Source organism: Rhizobium sp. CAU 1783 (genome assembly GCF_054551725.1).
On the sequence record NZ_JBTOLM010000001.1, the window covers coordinates 191,056 to 215,551 of the forward strand.

The 24,496-nt window shown below is 64.2% G+C and carries 21 protein-coding genes; 12 read left to right on the forward strand and 9 right to left on the reverse strand.

Annotation, left to right across the window (positions count from 1 at the left end; all coding sequences use genetic code 11):
• The first annotated feature begins 21 nt into the window (after positions 1–21).
• The 4 genes from ACX93L_RS00810 (at position 22) to ACX93L_RS00825 (ending at position 4,353) form a co-directional block, all read left to right on the forward strand.
• Complete coding sequence (locus ACX93L_RS00810; RefSeq protein WP_459403081.1) at positions 22–1,863, forward strand: ABC transporter ATP-binding protein; 1,842 nt, start codon at positions 22–24, stop codon at positions 1,861–1,863.
• A 139-nt stretch (positions 1,864–2,002) separates the two neighbouring features.
• The gene (locus tag ACX93L_RS00815; protein ID WP_459403082.1) at positions 2,003–2,662 is read left to right on the forward strand and encodes an exopolysaccharide biosynthesis protein; all 660 of its coding nucleotides are present in this window, start codon (positions 2,003–2,005) and stop codon (positions 2,660–2,662) included.
• Between the two features lie 93 nt (positions 2,663–2,755).
• The gene (locus tag ACX93L_RS00820; protein ID WP_459403083.1) at positions 2,756–3,547 is read left to right on the forward strand and encodes a carbon-nitrogen hydrolase family protein; all 792 of its coding nucleotides are present in this window, start codon (positions 2,756–2,758) and stop codon (positions 3,545–3,547) included.
• A 95-nt stretch (positions 3,548–3,642) separates the two neighbouring features.
• Positions 3,643–4,353, forward strand: coding sequence for a sulfate transporter family protein (locus tag ACX93L_RS00825; RefSeq protein ID WP_459403084.1), 711 nt, complete (start codon positions 3,643–3,645; stop codon positions 4,351–4,353).
• Here ACX93L_RS00825 and nth read toward each other — a convergent pair.
• The gene (nth, locus tag ACX93L_RS00830) at positions 4,350–5,126 is read right to left on the reverse strand and encodes an endonuclease III (RefSeq protein WP_459403085.1); all 777 of its coding nucleotides are present in this window, start codon (positions 5,124–5,126) and stop codon (positions 4,350–4,352) included. The genes ACX93L_RS00825 and nth overlap by 4 nt on opposite strands.
• A 22-nt stretch (positions 5,127–5,148) precedes the next feature.
• Between nth and ACX93L_RS00835 the strand changes: the two genes are divergently transcribed.
• From ACX93L_RS00835 to tal, 3 genes are all read left to right on the forward strand, one after another.
• Complete coding sequence (locus ACX93L_RS00835) at positions 5,149–5,646, forward strand: DUF2244 domain-containing protein (protein WP_169595125.1); 498 nt, start codon at positions 5,149–5,151, stop codon at positions 5,644–5,646.
• A 250-nt stretch (positions 5,647–5,896) separates the two neighbouring features.
• A complete protein-coding gene (locus tag ACX93L_RS00840) occupies positions 5,897–6,787 on the forward strand; it encodes a methylated-DNA--[protein]-cysteine S-methyltransferase (RefSeq protein ID WP_459403086.1) in 891 nt (296 codons plus the stop codon).
• Positions 6,788–6,911: 124 nt separating this feature from the next.
• Positions 6,912–7,868, forward strand: a complete 957-nt coding sequence (tal, locus tag ACX93L_RS00845) for a transaldolase (protein ID WP_459403087.1) — start codon at positions 6,912–6,914, stop codon at positions 7,866–7,868.
• 147 nt (positions 7,869–8,015) lie between these two features.
• Here tal and ACX93L_RS00850 read toward each other — a convergent pair whose 3' ends face one another.
• Complete coding sequence (locus tag ACX93L_RS00850) at positions 8,016–8,456, reverse strand: SH3 domain-containing protein (protein WP_459403088.1); 441 nt, start codon at positions 8,454–8,456, stop codon at positions 8,016–8,018.
• 163 nt (positions 8,457–8,619) lie between these two features.
• Between ACX93L_RS00850 and ACX93L_RS00855 the strand changes: the two genes are divergently transcribed.
• The gene (locus ACX93L_RS00855; protein WP_459403089.1) at positions 8,620–9,072 is read left to right on the forward strand and encodes a MarR family winged helix-turn-helix transcriptional regulator; all 453 of its coding nucleotides are present in this window, start codon (positions 8,620–8,622) and stop codon (positions 9,070–9,072) included.
• Between the two features lie 9 nt (positions 9,073–9,081).
• Positions 9,082–11,007, forward strand: coding sequence for an FUSC family protein (locus ACX93L_RS00860; protein WP_459403090.1), 1,926 nt, complete (start codon positions 9,082–9,084; stop codon positions 11,005–11,007).
• A gap of 48 nt (positions 11,008–11,055) precedes the next feature.
• Here ACX93L_RS00860 and ACX93L_RS00865 read toward each other — a convergent pair whose 3' ends face one another.
• The 5 genes from ACX93L_RS00865 to ACX93L_RS00885 all read right to left on the reverse strand — a co-directional run bounded on the left by ACX93L_RS00865 (position 11,056) and on the right by ACX93L_RS00885 (position 16,651).
• Positions 11,056–12,480: a gamma-aminobutyraldehyde dehydrogenase gene (locus ACX93L_RS00865; RefSeq protein WP_459403091.1), complete on the reverse strand. Its 1,425-nt coding sequence runs from the start codon at positions 12,478–12,480 to the stop codon at positions 11,056–11,058.
• Between the two features lie 70 nt (positions 12,481–12,550).
• Positions 12,551–13,366: an ABC transporter permease gene (locus ACX93L_RS00870; RefSeq protein WP_459403092.1), complete on the reverse strand. Its 816-nt coding sequence runs from the start codon at positions 13,364–13,366 to the stop codon at positions 12,551–12,553.
• Positions 13,356–14,306: an ABC transporter permease gene (locus ACX93L_RS00875; RefSeq protein WP_459403093.1), complete on the reverse strand. Its 951-nt coding sequence runs from the start codon at positions 14,304–14,306 to the stop codon at positions 13,356–13,358. The genes ACX93L_RS00870 and ACX93L_RS00875 overlap by 11 nt, the downstream gene beginning before the upstream one ends.
• Entirely contained in the window at positions 14,303–15,292 is a 990-nt protein-coding gene (locus ACX93L_RS00880; protein WP_459403094.1) for an ABC transporter ATP-binding protein, read from the reverse strand. Before ACX93L_RS00880 ends, ACX93L_RS00875 begins: the two co-directional genes overlap by 4 nt.
• A 198-nt stretch (positions 15,293–15,490) precedes the next feature.
• Entirely contained in the window at positions 15,491–16,651 is a 1,161-nt protein-coding gene (locus ACX93L_RS00885) for an ABC transporter substrate-binding protein (protein ID WP_459403095.1), read from the reverse strand.
• 67 nt (positions 16,652–16,718) lie between these two features.
• Here ACX93L_RS00885 and ACX93L_RS00890 point away from each other — a divergent pair, with 67 nt between their 5' ends.
• A complete protein-coding gene (locus tag ACX93L_RS00890) occupies positions 16,719–16,907 on the forward strand; it encodes a hypothetical protein (RefSeq protein WP_459403096.1) in 189 nt (62 codons plus the stop codon).
• Between the two features lie 46 nt (positions 16,908–16,953).
• Here the strand turns inward: ACX93L_RS00890 and ACX93L_RS00895 are convergent, their stop codons facing one another.
• Complete coding sequence (locus ACX93L_RS00895; RefSeq protein WP_459403097.1) at positions 16,954–17,862, reverse strand: LysR family transcriptional regulator; 909 nt, start codon at positions 17,860–17,862, stop codon at positions 16,954–16,956.
• A 209-nt stretch (positions 17,863–18,071) separates the two neighbouring features.
• On the opposite strand from ACX93L_RS00895, the gene ACX93L_RS00900 reads away from it, so the two are divergent.
• Together ACX93L_RS00900 and ACX93L_RS00905 are read left to right on the forward strand one after the other, a co-directional pair.
• On the forward strand, positions 18,072–18,965 hold the full coding sequence (locus tag ACX93L_RS00900; protein WP_459403098.1) for a DMT family transporter: 894 nt from the start codon (positions 18,072–18,074) through the stop codon (positions 18,963–18,965).
• Between the two features lie 291 nt (positions 18,966–19,256).
• Positions 19,257–22,643 (forward strand): autotransporter domain-containing protein, encoded by a 3,387-nt coding sequence (locus ACX93L_RS00905; RefSeq protein ID WP_459403099.1) that lies wholly within the window; start codon positions 19,257–19,259, stop codon positions 22,641–22,643.
• 43 nt (positions 22,644–22,686) lie between these two features.
• Here the strand turns inward: ACX93L_RS00905 and arsA are convergent, their stop codons facing one another.
• The gene (gene arsA / locus ACX93L_RS00910; protein WP_459403100.1) at positions 22,687–24,453 is read right to left on the reverse strand and encodes an arsenical pump-driving ATPase; all 1,767 of its coding nucleotides are present in this window, start codon (positions 24,451–24,453) and stop codon (positions 22,687–22,689) included.
• Positions 24,454–24,496 lie beyond the last annotated feature (43 nt).

The window sequence follows — 24,496 nt, forward strand, 5'->3', positions numbered from 1 at the left end:
AGGTTTAAGAGGGTTCGTCGGATGGTGGAAGTTTCAGTCAACGGCAAGGCAGCAACGGGCAGCGGCCCGGTTCTCTCGGTAAGGGATCTCACGACCTCGTTCCGAGTGGGCGGTGAATGGCGCTCGGTGGTCAAGGGTGTCAGCTTCGATATAGCGCCAAAGGAAACGGTGGCGATCGTCGGCGAATCCGGTTCGGGCAAGAGCGTCACGTCGCTGTCGATCATGCGACTCCTGCCGGCCAATGCGAGCCGCATAGAGGGAAGCGTCAAGCTCAACGGGCGTGAACTCCTGACGCTCGGCCAGGAAGACATGCGCAAGGTCCGCGGCAACGACATCGCGATGATCTTCCAGGAGCCGATGACCAGCCTCAATCCGATCTTCCCGATCGGCAAGCAGATCGCCGAGGCGATCACCTGCCACCGCGACGTTTCGACCGCTGAAGCCAATGCCGAGGTGCTGCGCCTGCTCGACAAGGTGCGGATTCCGAACGCGAAGGGACGGTTCGGCGATTACCCGCACCAGTTTTCCGGCGGCATGCGCCAGCGCGTGATGATCGCCATGGCGCTGGCCAGCCGGCCGAAGCTCTTGATCGCCGACGAGCCGACCACCGCGCTCGACGTGACGATCCAGGGTCAGATCCTCGACCTCATCAAGGTGCTTCAGGAAGAGGAGGGCATGGCCGTCCTCTTCATCACCCACGACATGGGCGTGGTGGCGGAAGTGTCCGACCGGACGATCGTGATGTTTCGCGGCGAGGCGGTCGAGACCGGCACGACGGACGACATCTTCAATCGCGGCAAACACCCCTATACCCGAGCACTCTTGTCCGCCGTGCCGCGGCTCGGGTCGATGGGCGGGCGCGAGAGGCCGATGCGCTTCCCGGTGATCGACATCGCGACGGGTGAGACGAAGGTTCCGGAAACGGAGGCAGGCGGGGTGGATCGCACCAAGCGGCCGGTGCTCGAGGTCAAGAACCTCACGACGCGTTTCGACATTCATTCCGGTCTGTTCGGGCGCAAAAGCGGCGCGGTCCATGCCGTCGAGAACGTGTCCTTCGATCTCAGGGAAGGCGAGACCCTGTCTCTCGTCGGTGAATCCGGCTGCGGCAAGTCGACAACGGGGCGATCCATCACGCGGCTCGTCGAACCGACGGCGGGCGCCATCGCGCTCGACGGTTACGACGTGGTGCGGCTCGACCGACGGTCGCTGCGCAACATGCGCCGCAGCATCCAGATGGTGTTCCAGGACCCCTTCGCCAGCCTCGACCCGCGCATGAGCGTCGGGTCGGCGGTGATGGAGCCCTTCGTCGAGCATGGGCTCGGCAGCAAGGCCGAGGCGCGCGACAAGGCGGCCGACCTGCTCGAGCGGGTCGGGCTCAAGGCGGACATGATGCGGCGCTATCCGCACGAGTTTTCCGGCGGCCAGCGTCAGCGCATCGCGATTGCCCGCTCGCTGATGCTGGATCCGAAGGTGATTGTCGCCGACGAGGCGGTGTCGGCGCTCGACGTGTCGATCAAGGCGCAGGTCTGCAACCTGCTCCTCGACCTGCAACAGAGCTTCAATCTCGCCTACCTGTTCATCAGCCACGACATGGCCGTCGTCGAGCGGGTCAGCCACCGGGTCGCCGTCATGTATCTCGGCGAGATCGTCGAGATCGGTCCGCGGCAGGCGGTGTTCGACAATCCGCAGCATCCCTATACGAAGAAACTGATGGCGGCGGTGCCCGTGCCCGACCCGGCGCGGCGAAGCATCCGGCGCAACATTTCGACCGACGAGATCAAGAGCCCGGTAAGACCGGTCGGCTATCAGCCGCCGCAGCGGCAGTACCGCGAGGTTTCGGCCGGGCATCTCGTGCAGGTGTGAGCCGCCGGGATACCTGCATCCTTGCAGGCCGGCTTTCAATTCGGCCGGCAGGGCCTTTCGGACGGTGTTCATCAAACATCGGTCATTGTCTGTCTTTATGACCGTGAACAGACAGACGAGAGAGTGCCGGGGAGATTGCATGGAGTCCATCGACGGAGAGCGCGAGAACGGTCCGAGAGAGGGACGTGCGCGCAGACATGGCGGCCGGCTTTCCGAAATCCTGACCAGCATCGCCGGTGATGAAAGCCTCGATCGCGTCTCCGTCGCCGACATCTTCCGGGCCATGGGCGATCGAGCCTTCGGGGCGCTGATCCTGATCTTCGCGCTTCCCAACATCGTCCCGACGCCGCCCGGCACCTCGGCACTCACAGGGGCGCCGCTCGTATTCCTGTCGGCGCAGCTGATGCTCGGCCAGTCGCCCTGGCTGCCGAAGGTCATCGCCAACCGGTCGATGACGCGCACCGACTTCGCCTCGATTGTCAGCCGCATCTCGCCGTGGCTGGCGCGGGGCGAGCGGATGCTCAGGCCACGGCTTTCGTTTCTGGTCTATCCGCCGGCCGAGTACCTGACGGGCCTGCTCTGTCTCATCCTGTCGATCATCCTCATCCTGCCCATTCCGCTCGGCAACATCCTGCCGGCGATCGCGATCTGCCTGTTCTCCTTCGGCATCCTGGAGCGCGACGGGTTCTGCGTGCTGCTCGGCACAGTCATGTTCGCCCTGTCGGTGACGGTGGTGGCGGGTGTCCTCGTCGCGCTCATCAAGGGCTTCATTCTCCTTTTGACCGCGACGATCTTCTGACGCGGGAAAGCTGTTTGCGGCCGGCGAAGCACTTTGCAAAGTCTTCCGCGCCGTCCTATCGTCCGCCATCCCATCTCACGCGCAGGACATGCCATGCTGATTTCGCTATACCAGATGCAGCCCGTTTCGGGCGATGCGGCCGCCAATCTCGCCAAGATCGCCCAGGCGGCGGAAGCGGCATCCGACATGGGGGCCGAACTGCTGGTCGCACCGGAGCTCGCGCTCAGCGGCTATGGGCTGACCCCGGAAGGGTTCGCCGAGATCGCCGAAGGGCGTGACGGCGAAGTCATCGCTGCGCTCTGCGACATCGCCGCCGAATTCGATCTCGCGGTCTGTGCCGGGTTCCCGGAGCGGGACGGCGCGACCGTCTACAATTCTTCCGTCCTGGTCCGGCCGGACGGAAGCTGCGAATTCTACCGCAAGGGGCATCTCTACGGCGACGGCGAACGCGCGTCGTTCACGCCCGGTGCCGAGGTGCCGCATGTCTTCGATCTCTTCGGCATCCGTACCGGCATGCTGATCTGCTACGACGTCGAGTTTCCTGAATATGTGCGCACGCTGGCGCTCGCCGGTGCGGAACTGGTGCTGGTGCCGACGGCGCTTCCGCGTGGCGAGATCAGCCGGCGGGTCGCCGACATGGTGGTGCCGACGCGCGCCTTCGAGAATGGCGTCTTCCTGGTCTATGCGGACCTGTGCGGCGAGGAAGGAGACTTTGCCTATAGCGGACGATCGGTGATCGTCGGTCCGGACGGCGACGAGCTCGCCCGGGCAGGTACCCGCGAGACGCTGCTGGTCGCCGAGCTCGACCGGTCGGCCTATGACGACTGCCGTCGTCAGAACCCGTATCTCGTCGACCGGCGCCCTAGCCTCTACCGCATCGGCTAGGCTCGCCCGGCGGACAAGGTCGCGATCTTGTCCGCTCCTCGTCGGCACCCTACATGCGATCCGGCCACCTGAAACGGCCATTCAAGGAGACCCGGATGATCCTCGACGCGGCAGGCCTTGCCCTGCGCAATCTCTTCGCACCCGAGACACGCTCCGTGTTCTGGAAGGTGATCGGACTGACGCTTCTGGTGCTGGCCGGCCTGTGGCTCGGGCTGCGCGAGGCCTTCATGACCTATGCCATGCCATGGGTTGAAGGCCTGCTCCCCGGAACGCCGGCCTGGGCCGGCTGGCTGACCTTGGTCTTCGGGCTGTTTGCCAGCATCGGCCTTGCGCTGGCGCTTGCCCTTCTGTTGTCCTCCGTGACGGCGATTATCGCTGGCCTCTTCCTCGACGACGTCGCCGAGGTTATCGAGAAGCGCGACTATCCGACGGACCAGCCGGGAATTGCCATGCCGATCGGCGAGGCGATCATTGCCTCGCTCAAGTTCTTCGGCATCGTGATCGCCGGCAATATCGTGGCGCTGATGCTGCTTCTGGTGCCGGGCGTCAACATCGTCGCCTTTTTCCTGGTCAACGGTTATCTGCTCGGGCGTGAATTCTTCGAGTTTGCCGCGATGCGCTTCCGTTCACCGCAGGACGCGCGGCTATTCCGCTCGCGCCATTCCGGCACGGTGTTCGTCGGCGGTCTTGTGATCGCCGGTTTCCTGGCGATCCCGATCCTCAACCTGCTGACGCCGCTCTTTGCCGCCAGCATGATGGTCCACCTGCACAAGAAGCTCACGCAGCGCGACCCGCTGGCTGTTTAAGCGGTCTCTCCGAAGACCTGCGGCGGAAGCTCGACCAGCGGGGCGGGGATGTCGCAGGTCTTTTCCAGCGACTTGCAGATGTCGGCGATGACGCAGCGCTCGCATTCCGGCTTGCGCGCCTTGCAACAGTAACGCCCGTGCAGGATCAGCCAGTGATGGGCGTGGTAAAGCCAGTGCTTCGGGATGATCCGCAACAGATTGTCCTCGACCTCGTCCGGGGTCTTGCCCGGGGCGAGGCGGAGCCGGTTGGCGATGCGGAAGATATGGGTGTCGACCGCGATCGTCGGGATGCCGAACGCCATGGACATGACCACGTTGGCGGTCTTGCGGCCGACGCCGGGCAGGGTCACCAGTTCCTCGCGCGTCTTCGGCACCTCTCCGCCGTACACGTCGACGAGGCGCTGGGAAAGCGCGATCACGTTCTTCGCCTTGTTGCGGTAGAGGCCGATCGTCTTGATGTAGTCGCGGACTTTTTCCTCGCCGAGCGCCAGCATCTTCTCCGGCGTGTCGGCGACCTTGAACAAGGCGCGAGTGGCCTTGTTGACGCCGGCATCGGTCGCCTGGGCCGAGAGCGCCACGGCGACGACAAGGGTAAAGGGATTGACGTGTTCAAGCTCGCCCTTCGGCTCGGGCCGTTGGATCGAGAAGCGGCGAAAAATCTCCTCTAGCTCGGTCTTCGAGTAGAGCGAGCGGGTCGCGGCCTTGCGAACTGCCTTCCCGGGATTTGACTTTTTCAAGGTTTGGGTGCTGGATTTCTTGATCGGGTCGGTCATGGACAATCTATAGTCGGGCACAATGACGGAAGGCAATGTGGACACTATCGCAGAACAGCCGATATTTGCGGCGGAGCTCGTGCCCTATCGCTCGCTCGGGCGGAAGGGCTTTCGCATCCTGCTGATGATCACCGGTGCCGTCTGCGCCGTACATGCCGCCTTCTTCATGGCGACCGGTGCCTGGCCGATCGGCCTGTTCTTCGGCCTCGATTTCCTCCTGCTCTACGGTGCCTTCTGGCTGAACTACCGGGCGGCACGCGCCCGCGAGGAGGTCATCGTCTCCCGCACCAATCTTTCGATCCGCAAGTTCACGCCCTCGGGGCGGATGACCGAACATCGCTTCAACCCGTTCTGGGCGCGCTTCTTCGTCAAACGCCACGACGAGATCGGCATCGTCTCCATGCAGGTGGCAGGGCAGGGGAAGCGCACCGATGTCGGGTCCTTCCTCAATCCCGACGATCGTGAGAGTTTCGCGCGGGCCTTCAAGGGGGCGCTGGCGACGGTGAAGCGGCGGATCTGACTTGGGTGTCCTTTGAGAGGTCGGTGATCAGCCCCTCATCTGCCTGCCGGCACCTTCTTCCCATGGTCATGGGGAGAAGACCCAAGCGGAACTGCCATCGCCGTCCTCTCTCCCCGTTTGTTGGGAGAGGGTCAGGGTGAGGGGCAATCTTTTGACTTGAGGTCATCGAACGTCTCCTGGCCCGGCAAGAAACGGGTGGCGCGCTGGCCGCTCGCGTGGTGAAGTCGGGTCACAGATGAGGACCAAAGCCATGACCCTTGCGCAACAGATCGACCTTTCCGCCATCAGCGACGTCACGCCTGAAGGCTCCGACTACGAAACGGTCCGCCGGGTGATCGAGATGCTGACGCTCGACTACCAGCGCCAGCCGTCGCTGGAGACGATGGCGGTGCGGCTCGGGCAGTCGCCGAGCCAGCTTCAGAAGACGTTCACCCGCTGGGCGGGGCTGTCGCCGAAGGCCTTCCTGCAGGCGGTGACGCTTGACCACGCCAAGCGGTTGCTCGGCCGGGAGGGCATGCCCCTTCTTGAAACAGCGATCGAGCTCGGGCTTTCCGGCCCCGGGCGGCTGCATGATCTCTTCGTCACCCACGAGGCGATGTCGCCGGGCGAATGGAAGGCGAAGGGGGCGGGGCTCACCATCCGCTACGGCTTCTTTCCGTCGCCCTTCGGTCTGGCGCTGGTGATGGCCACCGATCGCGGGCTGGCGGGCCTTGCCTTCGCCGATCCAGGCGGCGAGGCAGCCTGTTTCGACGACATGGCCGAGCGCTGGCCGGCGGCGAATTTCGTCGCCGACCAGGCTGCGACAGCGCCTTATGCCGAGCGTGTCTTCGATCCGGCAAAATGGTGCGGCGACCAGCCGTTGAAGGTCGTGCTGATCGGCACCGACTTCCAGGTCCGGGTGTGGGAAAGCCTGCTTGAGATCCCCCTCGGCAAGGCGGTCACCTATTCCGACATCGCGGCCAGGATCGGCCAACCGACCGCGAGCCGTGCCGTCGGTGCCGCCGTCGGTCGCAACCCGATCTCTTTCGTGGTGCCTTGCCATCGGGCGCTCGGCAAGAGCGGGGCGTTGACGGGCTATCACTGGGGGCTCACCCGCAAACGCGCCATGCTCGGCTGGGAAGCGGGAAAAGTGGGCGGCTGATAGCGTCGAACCTGTGCATAAATCGATTGAAATCCTGGGGTGCCCGTCCTTGACTTTGCCATCTTCGGCTGGTGATAGTCGCGTGGATTTTTCCGGCTTGCCGGCCAGCACAGGGACAAAGACGATGACCTCCAAACTCGAACAGCTTCGCTCCATGACCACCGTCGTTGCCGACACCGGCGACATCGAGGCCGTTGCGCGCCTGAAGCCGGTCGATTGCACCACCAATCCGTCGATCGTGTTGAAGGCGCTCGGCACCGATGCCTTTGCCGACGCGTTCAAGGAAGCGATCGCCTGGGGCAAGGCCAAGGGCGGGGCGAGCGACGCCGTGGTCGGCGCGGTTGCCGATCGCCTGGCCGTATCCGTCGGCGCAGCGCTTGCCGCGCTCGTTCCGGGGCGGGTGTCGACCGAGGTCGATGCCGACCTCTCCTTCGACACCAAGGCATCGATCGAAAAGGCCCACCAGATCATCGCCGGCTACAAGGAACGCGGCATCGAGCGTGACCGGATCCTGATCAAGCTCGCCTCGACCTGGGAGGGCATCCGCGCGGCGGAAGTGCTGCAGAGCGAAGGCATCGACTGCAACCTGACGCTTCTCTTCTCCAAGGCCCAGGCAATCGCCTGCGCCGAAGCCAATGTCTTCCTGATCTCGCCCTTCGTCGGCCGTATTCTCGACTGGTACAAGAAGTCGACCGGCGAGAACTACACCGCCGAGACCGATCCGGGCGTGCTCTCCGTGCGGTCGATCTACAACTACTACAAGTCGAACGGCATCAAGACGATCGTCATGGGCGCCTCGTTCCGCAATGCCGTTGAAATCGAAGCGCTTGCCGGCTGCGACCGCCTGACCATCAGCCCGCAGCTGCTCGACGAACTCGATGCCGCCACCGGCACCCTGCCGCGCGTTCTTTCTCCGGAAAGCGTCAAGGCCGAGCCGCATGTCTCGCTCGACGAGAAGGCCTTCCGCTGGGCGATGAACGAGGACGCCATGGCGACCGAAAAGCTCGCCGAGGGCATCCGCGGCTTCGCCAAGGATCTCGGCACGCTGCGCGTCCAGATCGCCAAGGCGCTCGCCGCCTGATACCGGCTTGCCGAAGGCGGAGCGGGGTTCGCGCTCCGCCTTTGACTTTAATTGCCCCGAGGATCCATGAGTACGGTTTGTCCGGGCGAATGGATTGCGAACCTGCATACGACGTTCCCCCCATATTGGGCCCGTCAGCCGTGTCCTCTATTTTTTCGGTGGGTGCTCGAAGGGGTCTATGACAATCAACGGATCCGTCGACGGACGAAGGTCCTCCGGCGATGCGAAGCCTGCTTCCTCCAGGAGAAAACGACCGTCGACCCAGCCGCTGATGCGCGGCCGCCCCACGGTGGCGACGCGGCACCAGAAGCCGCCGCGGCTTTCCTTGCAGTTCAATCGCTCAATCGGCGTTCCCTCTTCGAGCATCAGGATGACGCGGAAGGCGGACCCGGCGCCGGAATAGACTGGGAGCGGCTGGCCCGGCGGCAGGCCGCGGACATGCCACACATACCCGTCCATCGGCGCGACACCTCCGACGCCGGGCGCGGGGATGACCTGCGGCTCCTGCGCGAACAGCGCCGGCGGCAGCAGGCAGAGGGCCGTGGCCAGAAAGGCGGGGGCGACCAGGGCGGACAGGGCGCGGTACATGCGGAAACTCCGTTGACTGCGGCTGACGATAGTACAGCGGCGCTTTCGTTGCCGCATTTTCCACGACCAAGGTAAACGCCAGCCTTGCATCGCTGATCGGGTCGCAAACTTTTGTCGAGTGAATTTGCTTGATATCAAAATGATTGTGATGCAAATCAATTTCATGACGAAGACATCACGCAGGGAATTCGGGTTTCGGCTCGTGGGATTGTCACGGCGCTGGCGCCAGCACGTGGACGAGGCGGTGGCTGCCGTCGGGTTGAGCGATGCGACGTGGTCGCCGCTTTTTCATCTCGAGCGGATCGGCGACGGCCTGACGCAGAAAGAGCTTGCGAGGCGGATCGGCCTCGACGGCTCGAGCCTCGTCAGGCTCCTCGATATCCTCGAGGGACAGGGACTTGTCGAGCGTCGCACGGGGGCGGAAGACCGCCGGACGAAGCGTCTCTACTTGACGCCGGCCGGCACCGAGCGCCTCAACGAGATCCTGACACGCCTGATCCCGTGCGAGGATGAGATGCTCCGGGATCTGGACGATGCCGAGATCGCCGTGCTTCTCGGCGCCTTTGAGAAGATCGAAGCGCGCATCCGGGCGATGTCCCGGACCGAGGAACGCTGAGCCTTGTCCATGATCGAGAGAATAGCGGCAATCGGTTTCGACCTGCCGCGGCTGAACTTCGCGCTGCGCACCGCGATTGCGGCGTGTCTTGCCCTCTTTATCGCGTGGTTGATCGGTCTTGAACATCCGCAGTGGTCGGCGATGACGGTGTGGGCGGCGGCGCAGCCCACACGGGGACAGCTTCTGGAAAAGAGTTTCTTCCGTATTTTCGGCACGCTTGTCGGCGTGGTGGCGGGGGTGGTGCTGGTCGCCGTTTCTGGCGGTGATCCGCGACCGCTGGTGATCGGCCTTTCGCTCTGGATCGGGATTTGCGTGACCGCCGGAAACCTGCTTCGCGGCTATGTCTCGTACGGGGCCATGCTTTCGGGCTATTCGGCTTCCATGGTGGCGCTGCTCGATACCGCTCATCCCGACCATGTGCTGGCGCTCGGCGCGGACCGGGCCGCGACAATACTGCTCGGCGTCCTGACGGCGCTGGTGATCGGCTGGGTCCTGACTCCGTCCGCCGCCGAGCAGGAAATGACCGGCCGGATGCGCCGCTTGACGGCCCGTCTGCTGCGCGATCTCGCCGCGTCGCTGAGGGAAGGCAGTGCGACCGCGCTCGACGACGAACAGCGCAGCCTCCTCGCCGAAATGGCGGCCATCGACGAAATGCTCGACCCACACGGCGCCGGGTCACGTCGCTCGCGCCAGGCGGTTCGTGCCATGCGCACGGTGCTCTCCGTGCAGATTTCGTTGTTGCTTGCCGGCCGCCGTGGCGGTCATGGGCAAAGCGAAGCGGTTGCGGGACTGCTGGACGAGGCGGCAGCGGGCTTCGAAAGCGGCAATGGTTCGGACGGACCGCTGGCGCTTATCGACCGGGCGGCCGATTTCGCCGGCCTGCAAGGCGATCTCGGCGAGGCGCTGCAATCGCTCAGCCAGGCGATCCGCGCCTATCGCATCGCGCTCGGGCAGGATGTGGGGACGACGAGTACCGCCATACAGGGCAGCCATCCGGTGGTGCTGCACCGGGACTGGGTCGGCGCGCGGCAGGCGGCGATCCGTGCGATGCTTTGCATGCTCGCGGTCGGCCTGTTCTGGGTCGTCACGGGTTGGACGGCGGCACCCTTCCTGCTGCTCGGCCTGTCGATCATGACGACGATCTTCTCGACCTTCGACAACCCGGCGCAGACGATGCGCTTCGTGCTGCTCGGTCAGGTGTTCGGGGCCGCGGGTGCGTTCGCCTGCCGCTTCCTCGCCTGGCCACTGGCGGCCAACGAGTTGCAGGTGGTGCTGCTCACCATGCCGTTCATTCTCGCCGGCGCGCTTTTCTTCTCCCATCGGCGTACGCTTCCCTCCGCGTTCGACTATGCGATGGTGTCGCTGCTGCTTCTCCATCCGGAGTTCCCATTGCCGGGCGATCTTCCGACCATGCTTTCGAGCATCGTGGCCGTGGTCGCCGCGCCCCTGGTGGCGATCCTCGCCTACAGGGTGATCTTTCCCCTCAATGCGGGTGCGCGCCTCGAAACACTGATCTCCATGATGGTGCACGAACTGCAGGATATGGCGCGTGCCGAGGACGCCTCGCAGCATCGCCTCACATGGCGTGCGCGCCTTTATCACCGGCTTTTCCGACTGATCCGCTTTGCCGAGCGGAGCGGCGGCACGCATCGCGAAGTCACGGACGGCGCGCTTGCCATCTTGTCGATCGGGTACTCGATCCTGTCGCTTCAGGATCTCGTGCGCGATGGTTCGCTGTCCGACAGCGAGGAGCGAGCCACCAGGGCAGCGCTGCAGCGGTTGAAGAAGATCAGTTCGGAACCGCAGAAGGCCGCCGTCGCTCTTGACCGGGTGGCAAGCCGTCTATTGGGCCGCCACGAGCGCGTCGGCGCTTCGGTTGCCAGTGCGGCCGGGGCGCTTCAGGCAAACATCGCCTTTCTCAGGCGGGTCGGCTGAAGCATGGGGATCGACGGCGCGGTGGAGCCGCGCCGTCGTTGTTCCGTCTCAGTGCGCGATCATGACGTGGCGCACGGCGGTGTAGTCCTCCAGCGCGTAGACCGACATATCCTTGCCGTAGCCGGACTGCTTCAGGCCGCCATGGGGCATTTCGTTGCACAGCATGAAGTGGGTGTTGATCCAGGTGCAGCCGTAGCGAAGGCGGGCGGCTGTCTTCATGGCGCGGGAAATGTCCTTGGTCCAGACGGAAGACGCAAGGCCGTAGTCACTGTCGTTGGCCCAGCCGATCGCATCGTCCGTGTCGGAGAAGCGGGTGACCGAGACGACGGGACCGAAGACCTCGCGGCGGACGATCTCGTCGTCCTGGCGGGCGCCGGCGATGACGGTCGGGGCGTAGAAGAAGCCCTTGTCGCCCGAAACCTTGCCGCCGGCCACGACTTCCATGTGCTTGTGTTCCGAGGCACGGGCAACGAAGCTTTCGACGCGGTCGCGCTGGCGCTTCGAGATCAGCGGGCCGATCTCGTTCTCGGTGTCGTCGACCTGGTTGAACTTCAGCGTCGAGACGGCGGAGGCGAGGTCGGCGACGAAGTTATCATAGACCTTGTCTGAGGCATAGATACGGCAGGCGGCGGTGCAGTCCTGGCCGGCATTGTAGTAGCCGAAGGTGCGGATCGCGGAGACAACGGCATCGACGTCGGCGTCGTCATAGATGATGACCGGGGCCTTGCCACCGAGCTCGAGATGGGTGCGCTTCACCGTCTTGGACGCGGCGGCAAGGACCTTCTTGCCGGTGGCGATGTCGCCGGTGATCGACACCATGCCGATCTTCGGGTGGTTGATCAGCGCGTTGCCGACGCTCTCTCCTCGGCCGAGCACGACGTTGACCACGCCTTCCGGCAGGATGTCGGCAAGCAGCTTGGCGAGCTTCAGGGCGGTGAGCGGGGTCTGTTCCGAGGGCTTGAAGACGACCGTGTTGCCGCCGGCGATCGCGGGGGCCAGTTTCCAGGCCATCATCATCAGCGGGTAGTTCCACGGCGCGATCGAACCGATGATGCCGACCGGATCGCGGCGGATCATAGAGGTGAAGCCGGGGAGGTACTCGCCGGCTACGGGTGCGTGCAGCGAGCGGACGGCGCCGGCGAAGAAGCGCCAGCAGTCGACGATGGCCGGGATTTCGTCGTTCTTCACCGCGTTGATCGGCTTGCCGCAGTTCAGGCTCTCAAGCGCCGCGAAGCCGTCGGCATCCTTCTCGATCGCGTCGGCGATGGCGAGCAGGTAGGCAGAGCGCTGACCCGGCGTCGTCGCGGACCAGCTGTCGAACGCCTTTTCGGCGGCGTCGACGGCTGCATCAACCTGGGCGAGGGAGGCTTCAGGCAGGTCGAGGATGGCTTCCCCGGTCTTCGGATTGAGGATCTTCTCTTCCGTCTCCGTGCCGGCCTCGAACGTCGAGCCGATCAGCATTTGCGTGTCCATATCGTTCTCCCTCAGTTTTGTCTTTCAGGTGCGGACCGCCTGCGGATCATCGCCGCGGTCCGGACGGGGTTCATTTTCCGCTGCCCGCGACGGTGTCGGTATCGCGGGTCAGGTAATAGGCGCCGAGGATCGGCAGGAAGGTGACCATCACCACCAGCATGGCGACGACGTTGGTGACCGGGCGCTGGCGCGGGCGGATCAGCTCCTCGAGCATCCAGATCGGCAGGGTTGCCTGCTGGCCGCCGGTGAAGGTGGTGACGATGACCTCGTCGAAGGACAGCGCAAACGCGAGCATGCCGCCGGCGAGCAGTGCCGTCGCGATGTTCGGCAGCACCACGTAGCGGAAGGTCTGGAAGCCGTCGGCGCCGAGGTCCATCGAGGCCTCGATCAGCGAGCCGGAGGTGCGGCGGAAGCGGGCGACCGCGTTGTTGTAGACGACGACCACGCAGAAGGTGCCGTGGCCGAGGATGATCGTCCACATGGAATAGGGGATCTCGGCGAGCGAGAAGGCGGAGCGCAGCGCGATACCGGTGATGATGCCCGGAAGGGCGATCGGCAGGATGACGAGCAGCGAGATCGCCTCCCGGCCGAAGAACTTGGTACGTGCAACCGCGGCGGCGGCGAGCGTGCCGAGGACGAGCGCGACCACGGTGGCGATCGCGGCGACCTTGGTCGACAGCACCAGTGCTTCCCACACGTCGGGACGGTTCCAGGCGACGGCGAACCACTTGGTGGTGAAGCCCGGCGGCGGCCACTGGAAGCTCTTCTCCTCTGTCGTGAAGGCGTAGACGAAGATCAGCAGGATCGGCAGGTGGAGGAAAAGGAGCCCGCCTGCGGCTGCGATCTTGAGCGGCCAGGTGGCGCCGGTGGAGCGGTCAGAGCGCATCGAAGGCCCCCATGCGTTTGGCGATCCAGAGATAGATGCCCATGATGACGATCGGGACGATCGAGAAAGCGGCGGCGAGCGGCACGTTGCCGGCGGTTCCCTGCTGGGCATAGACGGCCTGGCCGATGAAGAGGCGCGAGGAGCCGACGATCTGCGGAATGATGTAGTCGCCGAGCGTCAGCGAGAAGGTGAAGATCGAGCCGGCGATGATGCCCGGCAGCGCCAGCGGCAGCAGCACATTGCGGAACGTCTGGCCCGGGCGCGCGCCGAGATCGGCGGAGGCTTCGATGAGGTTTCCGGGCACGCGCTCGAGGGCCGCCTGGGTTGGCAGGATCATGTAGGGCAGCCAGACATAGACGAAGACCAGGAAGGTGCCGATATAGCTGATCGACAGCGAGTTTCCGCCGATCACCGGGGTCGCCAGGACGGTGTCAAGCAGCCAGGTGAGGTGCAGCTTTTCGAAGACCCAGGTCAGGATGCCTTCTTTGGCGAGGATCAGCTTCCAGGCATAGACCTTGACGAGATAGCTCGACCACAGCGGCAGCATGACGCCCAGATAGAAGAAGGCCTTCCATTTGCCGGTCGCGTAGCGCGCCGCGTAGTAGGCGATCGGGAAGGCGAGCACGGCCGAGGCGAGCGTCACTGCGATCGACATCAGAAGGGTGCGCAGGATGATGTCGAAATTCGCCGGGTTGAGCAGCTGTCCATAGGTGGCGAGCGTGAACTCGTAATTGACCATCCCGGAGAATTCGTCGATCGAGAAGAAGCTCTGCAGCAGCAGCGCGATCAGCGAGCCGATGTAGATGATACCGAGCCAGAGCAGTGGCGGGATCAGCATCAGGACGAGCAGCAGGCTCGGGCGCCGCCAGAACAGGTCCGACAATCGGCTGAGAAGGCCGCTGCGGGCCGGAAGGATCGACGTGGAGACGACGGTGCTCATGCGGCGTCGTCCATGTAGTGAAGGTCGCCCGGCTGCCAGAGCAGGTGGACGGTGTCGCCGACGGCCGGGACGGGCTGGCCGGCCGGGACCATGACGGAGAGACCGATATTGTCGGCCGAGACATGAAGGCGGGTCGCCGCGCCGAGGAAGCTTTTCGAGCGGACGATTGCGGGAATGCCTCCTTCGGAGACGAGGCGGATCGCTTCGGGGCGCAGGCTCGCCCACTTCGCCTCGCCACCGAGTTTCTTCATGTCTGCCGGGGCGACGACGTTGGAGGAGCCGACGAAATCGGCGACGAAGCGGGTCTTCGGCCGGTTGTAGATTTCTTCCGGCGTGCCGGCCTGGACGATCTTGCCGTCGTTGAAGACGGCGACGCGGTCGGCCATCGACAGGGCCTCCCCCTGGTCGTGGGTGACGAAGATGAAGGTGATCCCGAGCGACCGCTGCAGGGTCTTCAGTTCTTCCTGCATCTGCTCGCGCAGCTTGAGGTCGAGCGCGCCGAGCGGTTCGTCGAGCAGCAGCACCTTCGGCTTGTTGACGAGGGCGCGGGCGAGCGCCACGCGCTGGCGCTGGCCGCCGGAGAGCTGGCCGGGCTTGCGGGCGCCGTAGCCGGGCAGCTTGACGAGTTCGAGGGCCTGTTCGGCAAGCTGCAGCCGCTCGCTCTTGTCGACACCCTTGACCATCAGGCCATAGGCGACATTGTCGAGGATGTTCAGGTGCGGGAAGAGCGCATAGTCCTGGAACACCGTGTTGACGTTGCGGCGGTAGGGCGGGACTCCCTCGGCGGTCTCGCCGAAGATCTCGAGATGACCGGAGGTCGGCTGTTCGAAGCCGGCGATCAGCCGGAGGCAGGTCGTCTTGCCGGAGCCGGACGGCCCGAGCATGGCGAAAAACTCGCCCGGGGCGATCTTGAGGTCGACGGCGTCGACGGCTTTGACGGCGCCGAAATGGCGCGACACCTTCGAGAATTCAACGGCTGCGGTCATGGGTACTCCGGATGGCTGGAATGGCCCCTCGTCCGCCTGCCGGCGCCTTCTCCCCGCATGCGGGCAGAAGGCCGAACCTTTCCGGCCTTACGGATCAAAAATTGTCGCGCGTTATTGCGACGGCTAGGGGCATGTCCCCTCTCCCCGCTGGCGGGGAGAGGGCTAGGGTGAGGGGCAGAGCCCTCTCACATGGTTTTATCAGCGGCCGCCGATGACGCCGATGTAGTCGGAAACCCAGCGGTGGTAAGGTACGCACTCGCCCTGGCTTTCGCACTTCGAGGTCGGGGTCTTCCAGAATTTGATCTTGTCGAAGTTCTCAAGACCGTTGGTCGTGCAGCCCTCGTCGGTGAAGAGCTCGTTGCCCTTGCAGGCGGCCGGTACCGACGGAACGGTGCCGAACCATGCGGAGACGTCACCCTGAACCTTCGGCGAGAGCGAATGCTCCATCCACATGTAGGCGCAGTTCGGGTGCTCGCTGTCGACGTGCAGCATGGTGGTGTCGGCCCAGCCGGTTACGCCTTCTTCCGGGAAGGTCGAGGCGATCTTGGCGCCTTCCGACTTCATCAGGTTGACCTGGAACGGCCAGGAACCGGAAGCGACGACGCCTTCGTTCTTGAAGTCGTCGATCTGGATCATGGCGTCGTGCCAGTAGCGGCCGACCAGCTGACGCTGGCCGCGCAGCAGGTCGAGGGCGGCCTTGTACTGGTCTTCGTTCAGCTCGTAAGGATCCTTGATGCCGAGCTCGGGCTTGTGCTTCATCAGGTAGAGGGCGGCGTCGGCGATGTAGATCGGGCCGTCATAGGCCTGGACGCGGCCCTTGTTGGACTTGCCGTCCGGCAGGGTCATTTCCTCGAAGACGACCTTCCAGCTGGTCGGCGCCTGGTCCTTGAAGGCTTCGGTGTTGTACATCAGCACGTTCGGGCCCCAGACATAGGGCGTGCCGTAATGGACCCCGTCCTTGGTGTGCCACGGTGCGTTCTGCAGGCGCTCGTCGATGGTCTTCCACGAGGGGATCAGGTCGGTGTTGATCGGCTGGACGCGCTTACCGGCGACGAGGCGCAGCGAGGCGTCGCCCGAGGCGGTGACGAGGTCGAAGCCGCCTTCGTTCATCAGGGCGACCATTTCGTCGGAGGTCGCGGCGGTCTTGACGGTCACCTTGCAGCCGGTATCGGCTTCGAACTTGGTGACCCAGTCGTAGTTCTTGTCGGTTTCGCCGCGCTCGATGTAGCCGGCCCAGGCGACGATGGAGAGGGCGCCTTCACCCTTGCCGAGTTCTTTCAGGGGCTCCTGGGCGACGGCGGTCGTCGCGAAGCTGACGATGGCGGTGATCGCGGTGCAGGACTGCAAAAATTTCTTCATGGCAATTTCTCCCGTTTGGGGGCCGCCTTATCGCGGCGTTTGTTCCCGACAGGAAAGGTGACGCGAAATGGCCGCATTCGCAAATTCATTTGTCAGAAAGTCGTTATCGGTTTTTCCGAAAGCAGCGGAATTTGCCCCTCATCCGCCTGCCGGCACCTTGGCCGGCCCTTCGCTCAAGCTAAGGGCGTTCGTCATTCGAAACGATTCACCGGATCGTTTCGTCGGCTGCGCCGACCATTCCTCACCGCCGTTCTGACGGGGAGACGGTCCGGGGTGAGGGGCAAACTCCAATCATTCCTGAATTACCGTCCCCGCCCGCTTCTCAGCGCTTCCGCAATGCCGACGAAGTCCCGGGCCGATTGCGGCAGGCTCGAACCCTTGCGCCAGACCATGCCAACCTGGACGACGGGAAGGGCGCCGGAGACGTCGCGGCTTTCGATGCGGTCGCCTTCCAGCGACCACGGGCGGTAGACCAGATCCGGGAGAAGGGCGACCCCGGCGCCGGTTGCCACGAGACTGCGGACCGCTTCCACCGAACGGGTTCGAAAGGCGACATGGGGGCGGGCGCCGAGCGCTGAGAGCAGCTTGCCGGTGTTCTCCTCGATTTCGTCGACCGTCAGCATGATCAGCGGTTCGCGGGCGATGTCGGCGACCGAGATGATGTCGGCGGAGACCAGCGGGTGACCCATGGGTAGCCACAGGCGATAGGGAGAGGTTTCGAGGATCTCTGCCTGCAGCGCGAGGCGGTCGCGGAGGTTGGAAATGACCATGACGGCGACGTCGAGCTCGCCGCCGATCAAGAGGTGTTCAAGATACGAGCCGTTGTCCTCGATGGCCGAGACCTCGACGCCCGGGCAGGCGCGCCGGTAACGCGCGAGCAGGTCGGACAGGACGTAGCCGGCGACCAGCGAGGTGACGCCGATATTGAGGGTGCCGCCAGCTTTCACCTGGGTTTCGGAGAAGGAGTTTCGGGCGTCGGAGACGGTCGCCAGGATCTTCGTCGCATGGCGGAGGAACTGGTGGCCGTTGTGGGTGATCGACAGGCCGCGTGGGTGGCGGTCGAAAAGTTCGACGCCGAGATCGCCCTCCAGTTCCTTGATCGCTTCGGTCACCGAGGACTGCGAGATCGACAGGTTCTGTGCGGCGCGCGTGACCGATCCCTGTTCGGCGACGGCAACGAAATACTGCAATTGGCGAAGCGTGAAGGCCATGGCCGGTTAGAGCACGGCCGGGGGCGGAAGGGCAAGCGGCGGACGCACTGCCGGATGGGTCGGTGCGGAGGTTTCAATCCTCCCGCCCGCCGCACGGCAGATGTGCAAAGTTCCGACTTTGCAAATGACAAGAGACGTATACGATCGATTCGTGTCTTTGTGCCCGGAGCAGGGCACTTCTCCGCTCTCTTCCACGGTCTGCCGGTTTCATGAAATCCACGCCGCTCGGCTATGCCTTCGCCATCCTCGCCTTCATCATTTTCTCGGTGCAGGACGCGGTTTCGAAACATCTCGGCATGGCCTATCCGCCGGTGCTGGTGGCGATGTTCCGCTACTGGGCCTTTGCCGCCTTCGCGATCCTCCTGGCCATGCGGGCGCGTGGCGGGCTGAAGGCGGCGGCTGCAACGCGGCGTCCGCTGTTGCAGATCGCGCGTGGCATGCTGCTCGCCATCCAGATCCCGATCGCCATTTCCGCCTTCGCCCTGGTCGGCCTTGCGCAGTCCCAGGCGATCTTCGCCTCCGGTCCGCTGATCGTCGCGCTGCTCTCGGTGCCCATCCTCGGCGAGAAGGTCGGTTGGCGCCGGTGGACGGCGATCGGTGTCGGGCTCTGCGGCGTGCTGCTGATCCTGTCACCGAGCGGCGGTGATTTCAGCCCCTTGATCGTTCTGCCGATCGCGACGGCGGTGATCGGTGCGATTTACGGCCTGCTGACCCGGCTGGTGAGCCGGGTCGATGGCCCTATGACCAGCTTCTTCTACATCGGCACCGTCGGAGCCGTCGCGCTCTCGATCGCCGGACCCTTCTTCTGGACACCGCTTTCGCCTTCCGACTGGAAGTGGATGATCCTGCTTTGCTGCACCGGGATCGCTGGCCATTTCCTGTTGATCAAGGCTTATGACAATCTCCACGCCGTCGCGGTCCAGCCGATCACCTACCTGCAGCTCGTTCTCGCTTCCGGCATCGCGGTGATCGTCTTCGGGGAAACGCTGAAGGCCAATATGGTGATCGGCGCGGTCATCGTCGTCGGGGCGGGGCTTTTCACTGTATGGCGCGAAAATGTGCTGGCACGGCGGAATGCGGCAATTGCTGCCTCCGACAAATGAAACTTGCGCATCGCCTAAAGCCGCTAAGACCAATTTAGGTCATAGTTTCATTTTCTTTCACGGCTTCGTTGACCCGGTGCGAGGCGTTGTCCAGAAAGGGGTGGTAAGATTCTGTTTATATATTCGAAGTTGTTGATTTAGGCGGATATTTTGTTCCCCTGCGGATTGACGCTTCGGGGAGGTTTGCCTGTGAAATCCGCCCGTCATGCCCGCCTGCGCCGGCTATCTTCGACCAGTGTTCTGGCCTTGTGTGTGGCCGCCGGGCTCTCGGGAGCTGCGGGAGCGGACCAAGTGAAGTGGACGGGTGCCGTCAACAACGACTGGTTCAACGATGGCAACTGGGAATGGTACAATCATACCCCTGGGGCAGGTGACGAGGGCCGAATCGACAACTCGGGTGTCATCCTCGACAACGCGACCGGATATGTGGGCAATCTCCTGATCGGCTTGGGTTCGACCGGGGACCTTACCGTCAACGACGATCTCAATTCGACCTCGGCGACGTTCGGCTGGAGTGCCGGCTCGAGCGGGGCGCTGACCATCAACGGCGCGGGCAATGCCTGGATCAACTCCGGTGACATCTACGTCGGTAATGCCGGTGAGGGTTTGATCAGCATTCTCGGCGGCGCGTCGGTCAGCACGGGTGCGCTCTACATCGGCAGCGGACCTACCTCGACCGGTACGGTCACGCTGGAGAACGGCTCTCAGCTATCCTCGTCCGGCTATCTCTATGTCGGTTTCGGCGGGGATGGCGTATCCGGGGCAACCGGCTATCTCAATGTTCTCTCCGGGTCGGATGTCACAAGCGCCAACAGCGTGATCTCCAACGGCACCAACACCCACGGCAGCGCCGTGGTAGACGGAGCCGGATCGACCTGGGACACGGCCAATCATCTTCTCGTCGGCGGCGGCAGCCTCGGCACACTCGAGATCACCAATGGCGGTTATGTCGAAGCCGGCAGTGCAGCGGTGGCCAACTCTGCGGCTGCTTCGGGCAGCTTTGTCACGGTGAGTGGAAGTGCCAGCGGAACCGCGAGCCGATGGAATGTCCTTGGCGATCTCCTTCTTGGCGCGGTCGGGGAAGGCACGCTGGAGATCCTCGACGGCGGCGATGTCGATGTCGACGCTGCCTATCTCGGCAGCACAGGCACGGGGCGCGGGACGATCAATGTCGACGACGCGACGCTCGACATCGTCGATCGCATTGGTGTCGGTTACGATGGTGAGGGAGAGTTGACCATCCGCAACGGCGGCACGGTCGATTCGGACGGAGCCATCCTTGGCTGGAATGCGTCGGCGAGCGGGACGGCCACGGTCACCGGTTCCGGCAGTCGCTGGGACAACACCGACACGCTCTATGTCGGCAATCTCGGCGATGGTTTCCTCACCATTGCCGACGGCGGCGTCGTCACGAGCACACTCGGCTATGTGGGTACCGAGAACGGTTCCGACAGCGAAGCGACGGTGACCGGAGCGGGATCGTCGTGGGAGATGAGCAACGCATTTTTTGTCGGTCATAACACCGGGGCCGAAGGCACGGTGACGATTTCCGCCGGCGGTAAGATCAGCGCGCTGCAGGGGATCTTGGGGGACCTCAGCGGTTCCATCGGCACCATGACTGTCACCGGTACAGGGTCCACGTGGTCGGCGATCGTCGATCCGATGGTCCTCTACTCCGGCGACCTTAATGTCGGACGCTTCGGTACTGGCAATCTTTCGGTCCTGGCGGGGGGATCCGTGGTCGGCAATCGCCTCCACATTGCAAACGAAGCCGGATCTGACGGCACGGTGCTCGTATCGGGTACCGGCTCCAATCTGACGATCGATGATCGCCTGTCGATCGGCATCGAGGGTGACGGCAGCCTGACCGTATCCAATGGTGCGACGGTATCGGCAGGGCGTATCGTGATCGCCGACGAAGCCTCGTCGAGTGGTGTCCTGAACGTCGGCGCCGCCGCAGGCAGCACCGCGGCGACGGCCGGCACCGTCACAGCGTCGACCGTGACTTTCGGCGATGGCACTGGCGAGATCGTGTTCAATCATACGGCCAGCGATTACATCTTCGGCTCCACGGTGATAGGGGACGGGACGCTTTCCTTCCTGTCCGGAACGACCAAGCTGACTGGTGATTACACCGGTTTCACGGGCGCGTTGTCGATCGCTGGCGGTTATGTCTCGGTCAACACGTCGACCCTTTCCGTCGTCGCCGACGTCCTGAGTGGCGCGACGCTGGGCGGCAACGGCACGCTCGGCAATGTCGCCGTCGCGAGCGGCGGCACGGTTGCGCCGGGCAATTCCATCGGCACGATCAATGTGGCGAACATCACCTTCGCTGCCGGGTCGATCTATTCGGTGGAAGTCAACGATGCGGGCGCGAGCGATCTGATCAATGCATCCGGCATCGCCACGATTGACAGTGGTGCGAGCGTCAACGTCGGGCCGGTCAACGGCACCGACGACGGGACCTCCTATACGTCCGGTACCGTGTACACGATCCTGACGGCCGCCGGCGGGGTCACCGGCACCTTCGGAACCCTGACTGACAGTTTCGCCTTCCTTGATGCGACCTTGAGCTACGGTGCAAATGACGTCTATCTGACGCTTCTGCGTAACGGTGTGAGCTTTACGAGCTTTGCCGAGACGGACAACCAGTTGGCCGTCGCTGGTGCGCTGGAGACACTTTCGACCTCCGACGCGCTCTACAATGCGGTGTCCGGACTTGGCGCTGCCGCTGTGCCCGGCGCTTTCGACGACCTTGCCGGCGATGTTCATGCCTCGGCCAAAGCGATGCTGGTCGACGACAGCCATTTCGTCCGCGATGCCTTCAATGCGCGACTGCTCGACGGGGATCATCAGGGTTACGGTTTCTGGACCTCCGCTTATGGTGCGTGGGCACGATCGGAAAGCGACGGCAATGCCGGGTCGCTGGCCTACGGGACGGGTGGTTTTTCCGGTGGCGTGGACGGGATCTTCGCCGACGACTGGCGCATCGGTCTTGCCGCAAGCTACAGCCGTACCGCCTTCGATGTCGATTCCCGTTCGTCCTCCGGGACGTCGGACAACAACACGCTGGGTGCCTATGGTGGCCGTTCTTTCGGTCCGGTCGATCTTCGTTTCGGCGCAGCCTATACCTGGCATCGGCTGAATACAGAGCGGACCGTCGATTTTGGCAGCCTCGCCGACAGCAACGAAGCGGGCTATGACGCTGCGACCGCACAGTTGTTTGGAGAGGCAAGCTACGACGTCGAAACCGGCTTCGGGCGGATCTCGCCGTTTGCCGGATTGGCCTATGTCCATCTGCAGAGCGACGGTTATTCCGAGAGCGGCGGCGTATCCGCGCTTTCCGGAGGGGCGGGTAGCTATGCGACGACTTACGGCACGTTCGGCCTGCGCGGCGAAAGGGCCGTGGAGATCGGCGGAACCGCGGCCCTGTTCCAGGGCATGCTCGGCTGGCGTCATGATTTCGGCGACGGGACGGCGAGCGTTCGGCATGCCTTTGCCGGAAGCGACAGTTTCACGGTAGAGGGCGTTCCGATCGCTTCCGACGTCGCGGTGATGGAGGCGGGTCTTTCCTTCTCCATCCGGGAAAATGCGACTGTCGGCCTTTCCTATGCCGGCCAGGCAGGCGCCGGCGACTGGCAGCAGCAGCTCAAGGGACGGCTGGATATCCGCTTCTGAACCTGCGGCCCCGCCGGCGATGTAACCGGCGGGGGCACGTGTCCTAACTGCGGGTGGCGATGTCGCGCAGTTCGTCGAGGCCGACCGGGGCAACGGCGCGGAAGTCCAGGCCGTAGACCCGGCTGGCGAAATCACGTTTCACGCGTTCGATCTGGATCGCCTCGCCCTTGATGCGGGCGGCGAGAAGCGGATCGGTGGTGCCGGTGATCGCCATCGACTTGTTGATCACCCAGCCGTAGGGCTCGATGCCGGCCCGGCGCAGATCGTCCTGAAGGGCGCCGGCTTCGGAAACCGGTGTGGTCTCCGGCAGAGTGACGAGCACGACGCGCGTATAGGCCGGATCCTGGAGGCGCATCAGTGGCGTGACCATCCGGCCCGGCGCGCTTTCATCGAGGTGGCGGGTCATCTGGCGGTGGTAGGCGCCGGTCGCATCGAGTAGCAGCAGCGTGTGGCCGGTCGGGGCGGTGTCGATGACGACGAAGCTGCTTCGCGCCTCGCCGACGACGCGAGAAAAGGCGTGGAAGACGGCGACCTCCTCGGTGCAGGGCGAGGCGAGGTCCTCGCGCAGCAAAGCCTTACCGTCCTCGTCGAGATCACGGCCCTTGGTCGTCATGATCTTTTCGATATAGCGGGCAGTCTCGGCTTCGGGATCGATGCGGTCGACGGTCAGGCCCGGCATGGCTTCTGACCCGACAACGAAGGACAGGTGGGCCGCGGGATCGGTCGTGGTCAGGTGGACAGAGTGGCCACGGGCGGCGAGCCCTACCGCCACGGCGGCTGCGATGGTCGTCTTGCCGACGCCGCCCTTGCCCATCACCATGACAAGGCCCTTGCCGCCGGCCTCGACATCATCGATGAGCGCCGAAAGATGCGGCAGGTCCGGGATAGCAGAATGCACGCCCACGGCCGTCTGCGCGACGGTGCGAGATGGCGCAAGAAGCGCGCGCAGGGCCGCGAGACCAACCATGTCGAAGGGCTGTAGCGCCACCTCGTCGCGCGGGAGGCCGGCAAGCCCGGCCGGGAGTGCCGTGAGCGCCTGCGTCTGTTCGGCGGCAAAGGCGGTTGCGACCCGATCCGACGTGTCGGACGGCGTGAAGCGGCCGTTGACCACCAGCATCTGGTTGGAGAGGCCGAGTTCGTGCAGTTCGCCGGCGGTGCGGGCGGCTTCGCGGATTGCGCCACGTTCGGCGCGGGTCACCAGCACGATGGTTGTGCGGGCTGGGTCGCCCAGGCATTCCAACGCCTCGCGGAAACGCTGCTCCTGCATCTTCAGGCCGGAATGCGGCCCGAGGCACGAGGCGCCGCGTTCGTTGGCCTCCAGGAAGCCGGTCCAGGCTTTCGGCAGGCTGAGCAGGCGCAAGGTGTGGCCGGTCGGTGCGGTGTCGAAGATGATATGGTCGAATTGCGGATTCTCGTCCGCAAGTAGTCCGACGAACTCGTCGAAGGCGGCGATTTCCGTCGTGCAGGCGCCGGACAACTGTTCGCGGACCGTCGCCTTCTCCTTGTCCGTGGCCGACGGATCCATCTGGTCGAGCACGCGCCGACGATAGTCTTCCGCCGCGGTCTCCGGATCGATGTTCATGGCAAAAAGACCGGGGACACCGGGGATCGGTTTCGGATCACTGCCGAGCGGCACGCCGAGCATTTCGTCGAGATTTGAGGCCGGGTCGGTGCTGACCAGAAGAACCGACAGTCCCTTGTCGGCGAGCGCGATCGCGGTCGCGCAACTGATCGAGGTCTTGCCGACACCGCCCTTGCCGGTGAAAAACAGGTGGCGGTTCGGCTTCGCCAGAAGTTTCAGTGCGGTCACGTCTTGCTCCTCATCGTCAATTCCTGAACGCGACCCTACAGGA

Bases quoted from the DNA above. Each gene is read 5' to 3' on its own strand.
- ACX93L_RS00810 (WP_459403081.1), top strand. From the start codon at position 22: ATGGTGGAAGTTTCAGTCAACGGCAAGGCAGCAACGGGCAGCGGCCCG.
- ACX93L_RS00815 (WP_459403082.1), top strand. From the start codon at position 2,003: ATGGAGTCCATCGACGGAGAGCGCGAGAACGGTCCGAGAGAGGGACGT.
- ACX93L_RS00820 (WP_459403083.1), top strand. From the start codon at position 2,756: ATGCTGATTTCGCTATACCAGATGCAGCCCGTTTCGGGCGATGCGGCC.
- ACX93L_RS00825 (WP_459403084.1), top strand. From the start codon at position 3,643: ATGATCCTCGACGCGGCAGGCCTTGCCCTGCGCAATCTCTTCGCACCC.
- nth (WP_459403085.1), bottom strand. From the start codon at position 5,126: ATGACCGACCCGATCAAGAAATCCAGCACCCAAACCTTGAAAAAGTCA.
- ACX93L_RS00835 (WP_169595125.1), top strand. From the start codon at position 5,149: ATGACGGAAGGCAATGTGGACACTATCGCAGAACAGCCGATATTTGCG.
- ACX93L_RS00840 (WP_459403086.1), top strand. From the start codon at position 5,897: ATGACCCTTGCGCAACAGATCGACCTTTCCGCCATCAGCGACGTCACG.
- tal (WP_459403087.1), top strand. From the start codon at position 6,912: ATGACCTCCAAACTCGAACAGCTTCGCTCCATGACCACCGTCGTTGCC.
- ACX93L_RS00850 (WP_459403088.1), bottom strand. From the start codon at position 8,456: ATGTACCGCGCCCTGTCCGCCCTGGTCGCCCCCGCCTTTCTGGCCACG.
- ACX93L_RS00855 (WP_459403089.1), top strand. From the start codon at position 8,620: ATGACGAAGACATCACGCAGGGAATTCGGGTTTCGGCTCGTGGGATTG.
- ACX93L_RS00860 (WP_459403090.1), top strand. From the start codon at position 9,082: ATGATCGAGAGAATAGCGGCAATCGGTTTCGACCTGCCGCGGCTGAAC.
- ACX93L_RS00865 (WP_459403091.1), bottom strand. From the start codon at position 12,480: ATGGACACGCAAATGCTGATCGGCTCGACGTTCGAGGCCGGCACGGAG.
- ACX93L_RS00870 (WP_459403092.1), bottom strand. From the start codon at position 13,366: ATGCGCTCTGACCGCTCCACCGGCGCCACCTGGCCGCTCAAGATCGCA.
- ACX93L_RS00875 (WP_459403093.1), bottom strand. From the start codon at position 14,306: ATGAGCACCGTCGTCTCCACGTCGATCCTTCCGGCCCGCAGCGGCCTT.
- ACX93L_RS00880 (WP_459403094.1), bottom strand. From the start codon at position 15,292: ATGACCGCAGCCGTTGAATTCTCGAAGGTGTCGCGCCATTTCGGCGCC.
- ACX93L_RS00885 (WP_459403095.1), bottom strand. From the start codon at position 16,651: ATGAAGAAATTTTTGCAGTCCTGCACCGCGATCACCGCCATCGTCAGC.
- ACX93L_RS00890 (WP_459403096.1), top strand. From the start codon at position 16,719: ATGGCCGCATTCGCAAATTCATTTGTCAGAAAGTCGTTATCGGTTTTT.
- ACX93L_RS00895 (WP_459403097.1), bottom strand. From the start codon at position 17,862: ATGGCCTTCACGCTTCGCCAATTGCAGTATTTCGTTGCCGTCGCCGAA.
- ACX93L_RS00900 (WP_459403098.1), top strand. From the start codon at position 18,072: ATGAAATCCACGCCGCTCGGCTATGCCTTCGCCATCCTCGCCTTCATC.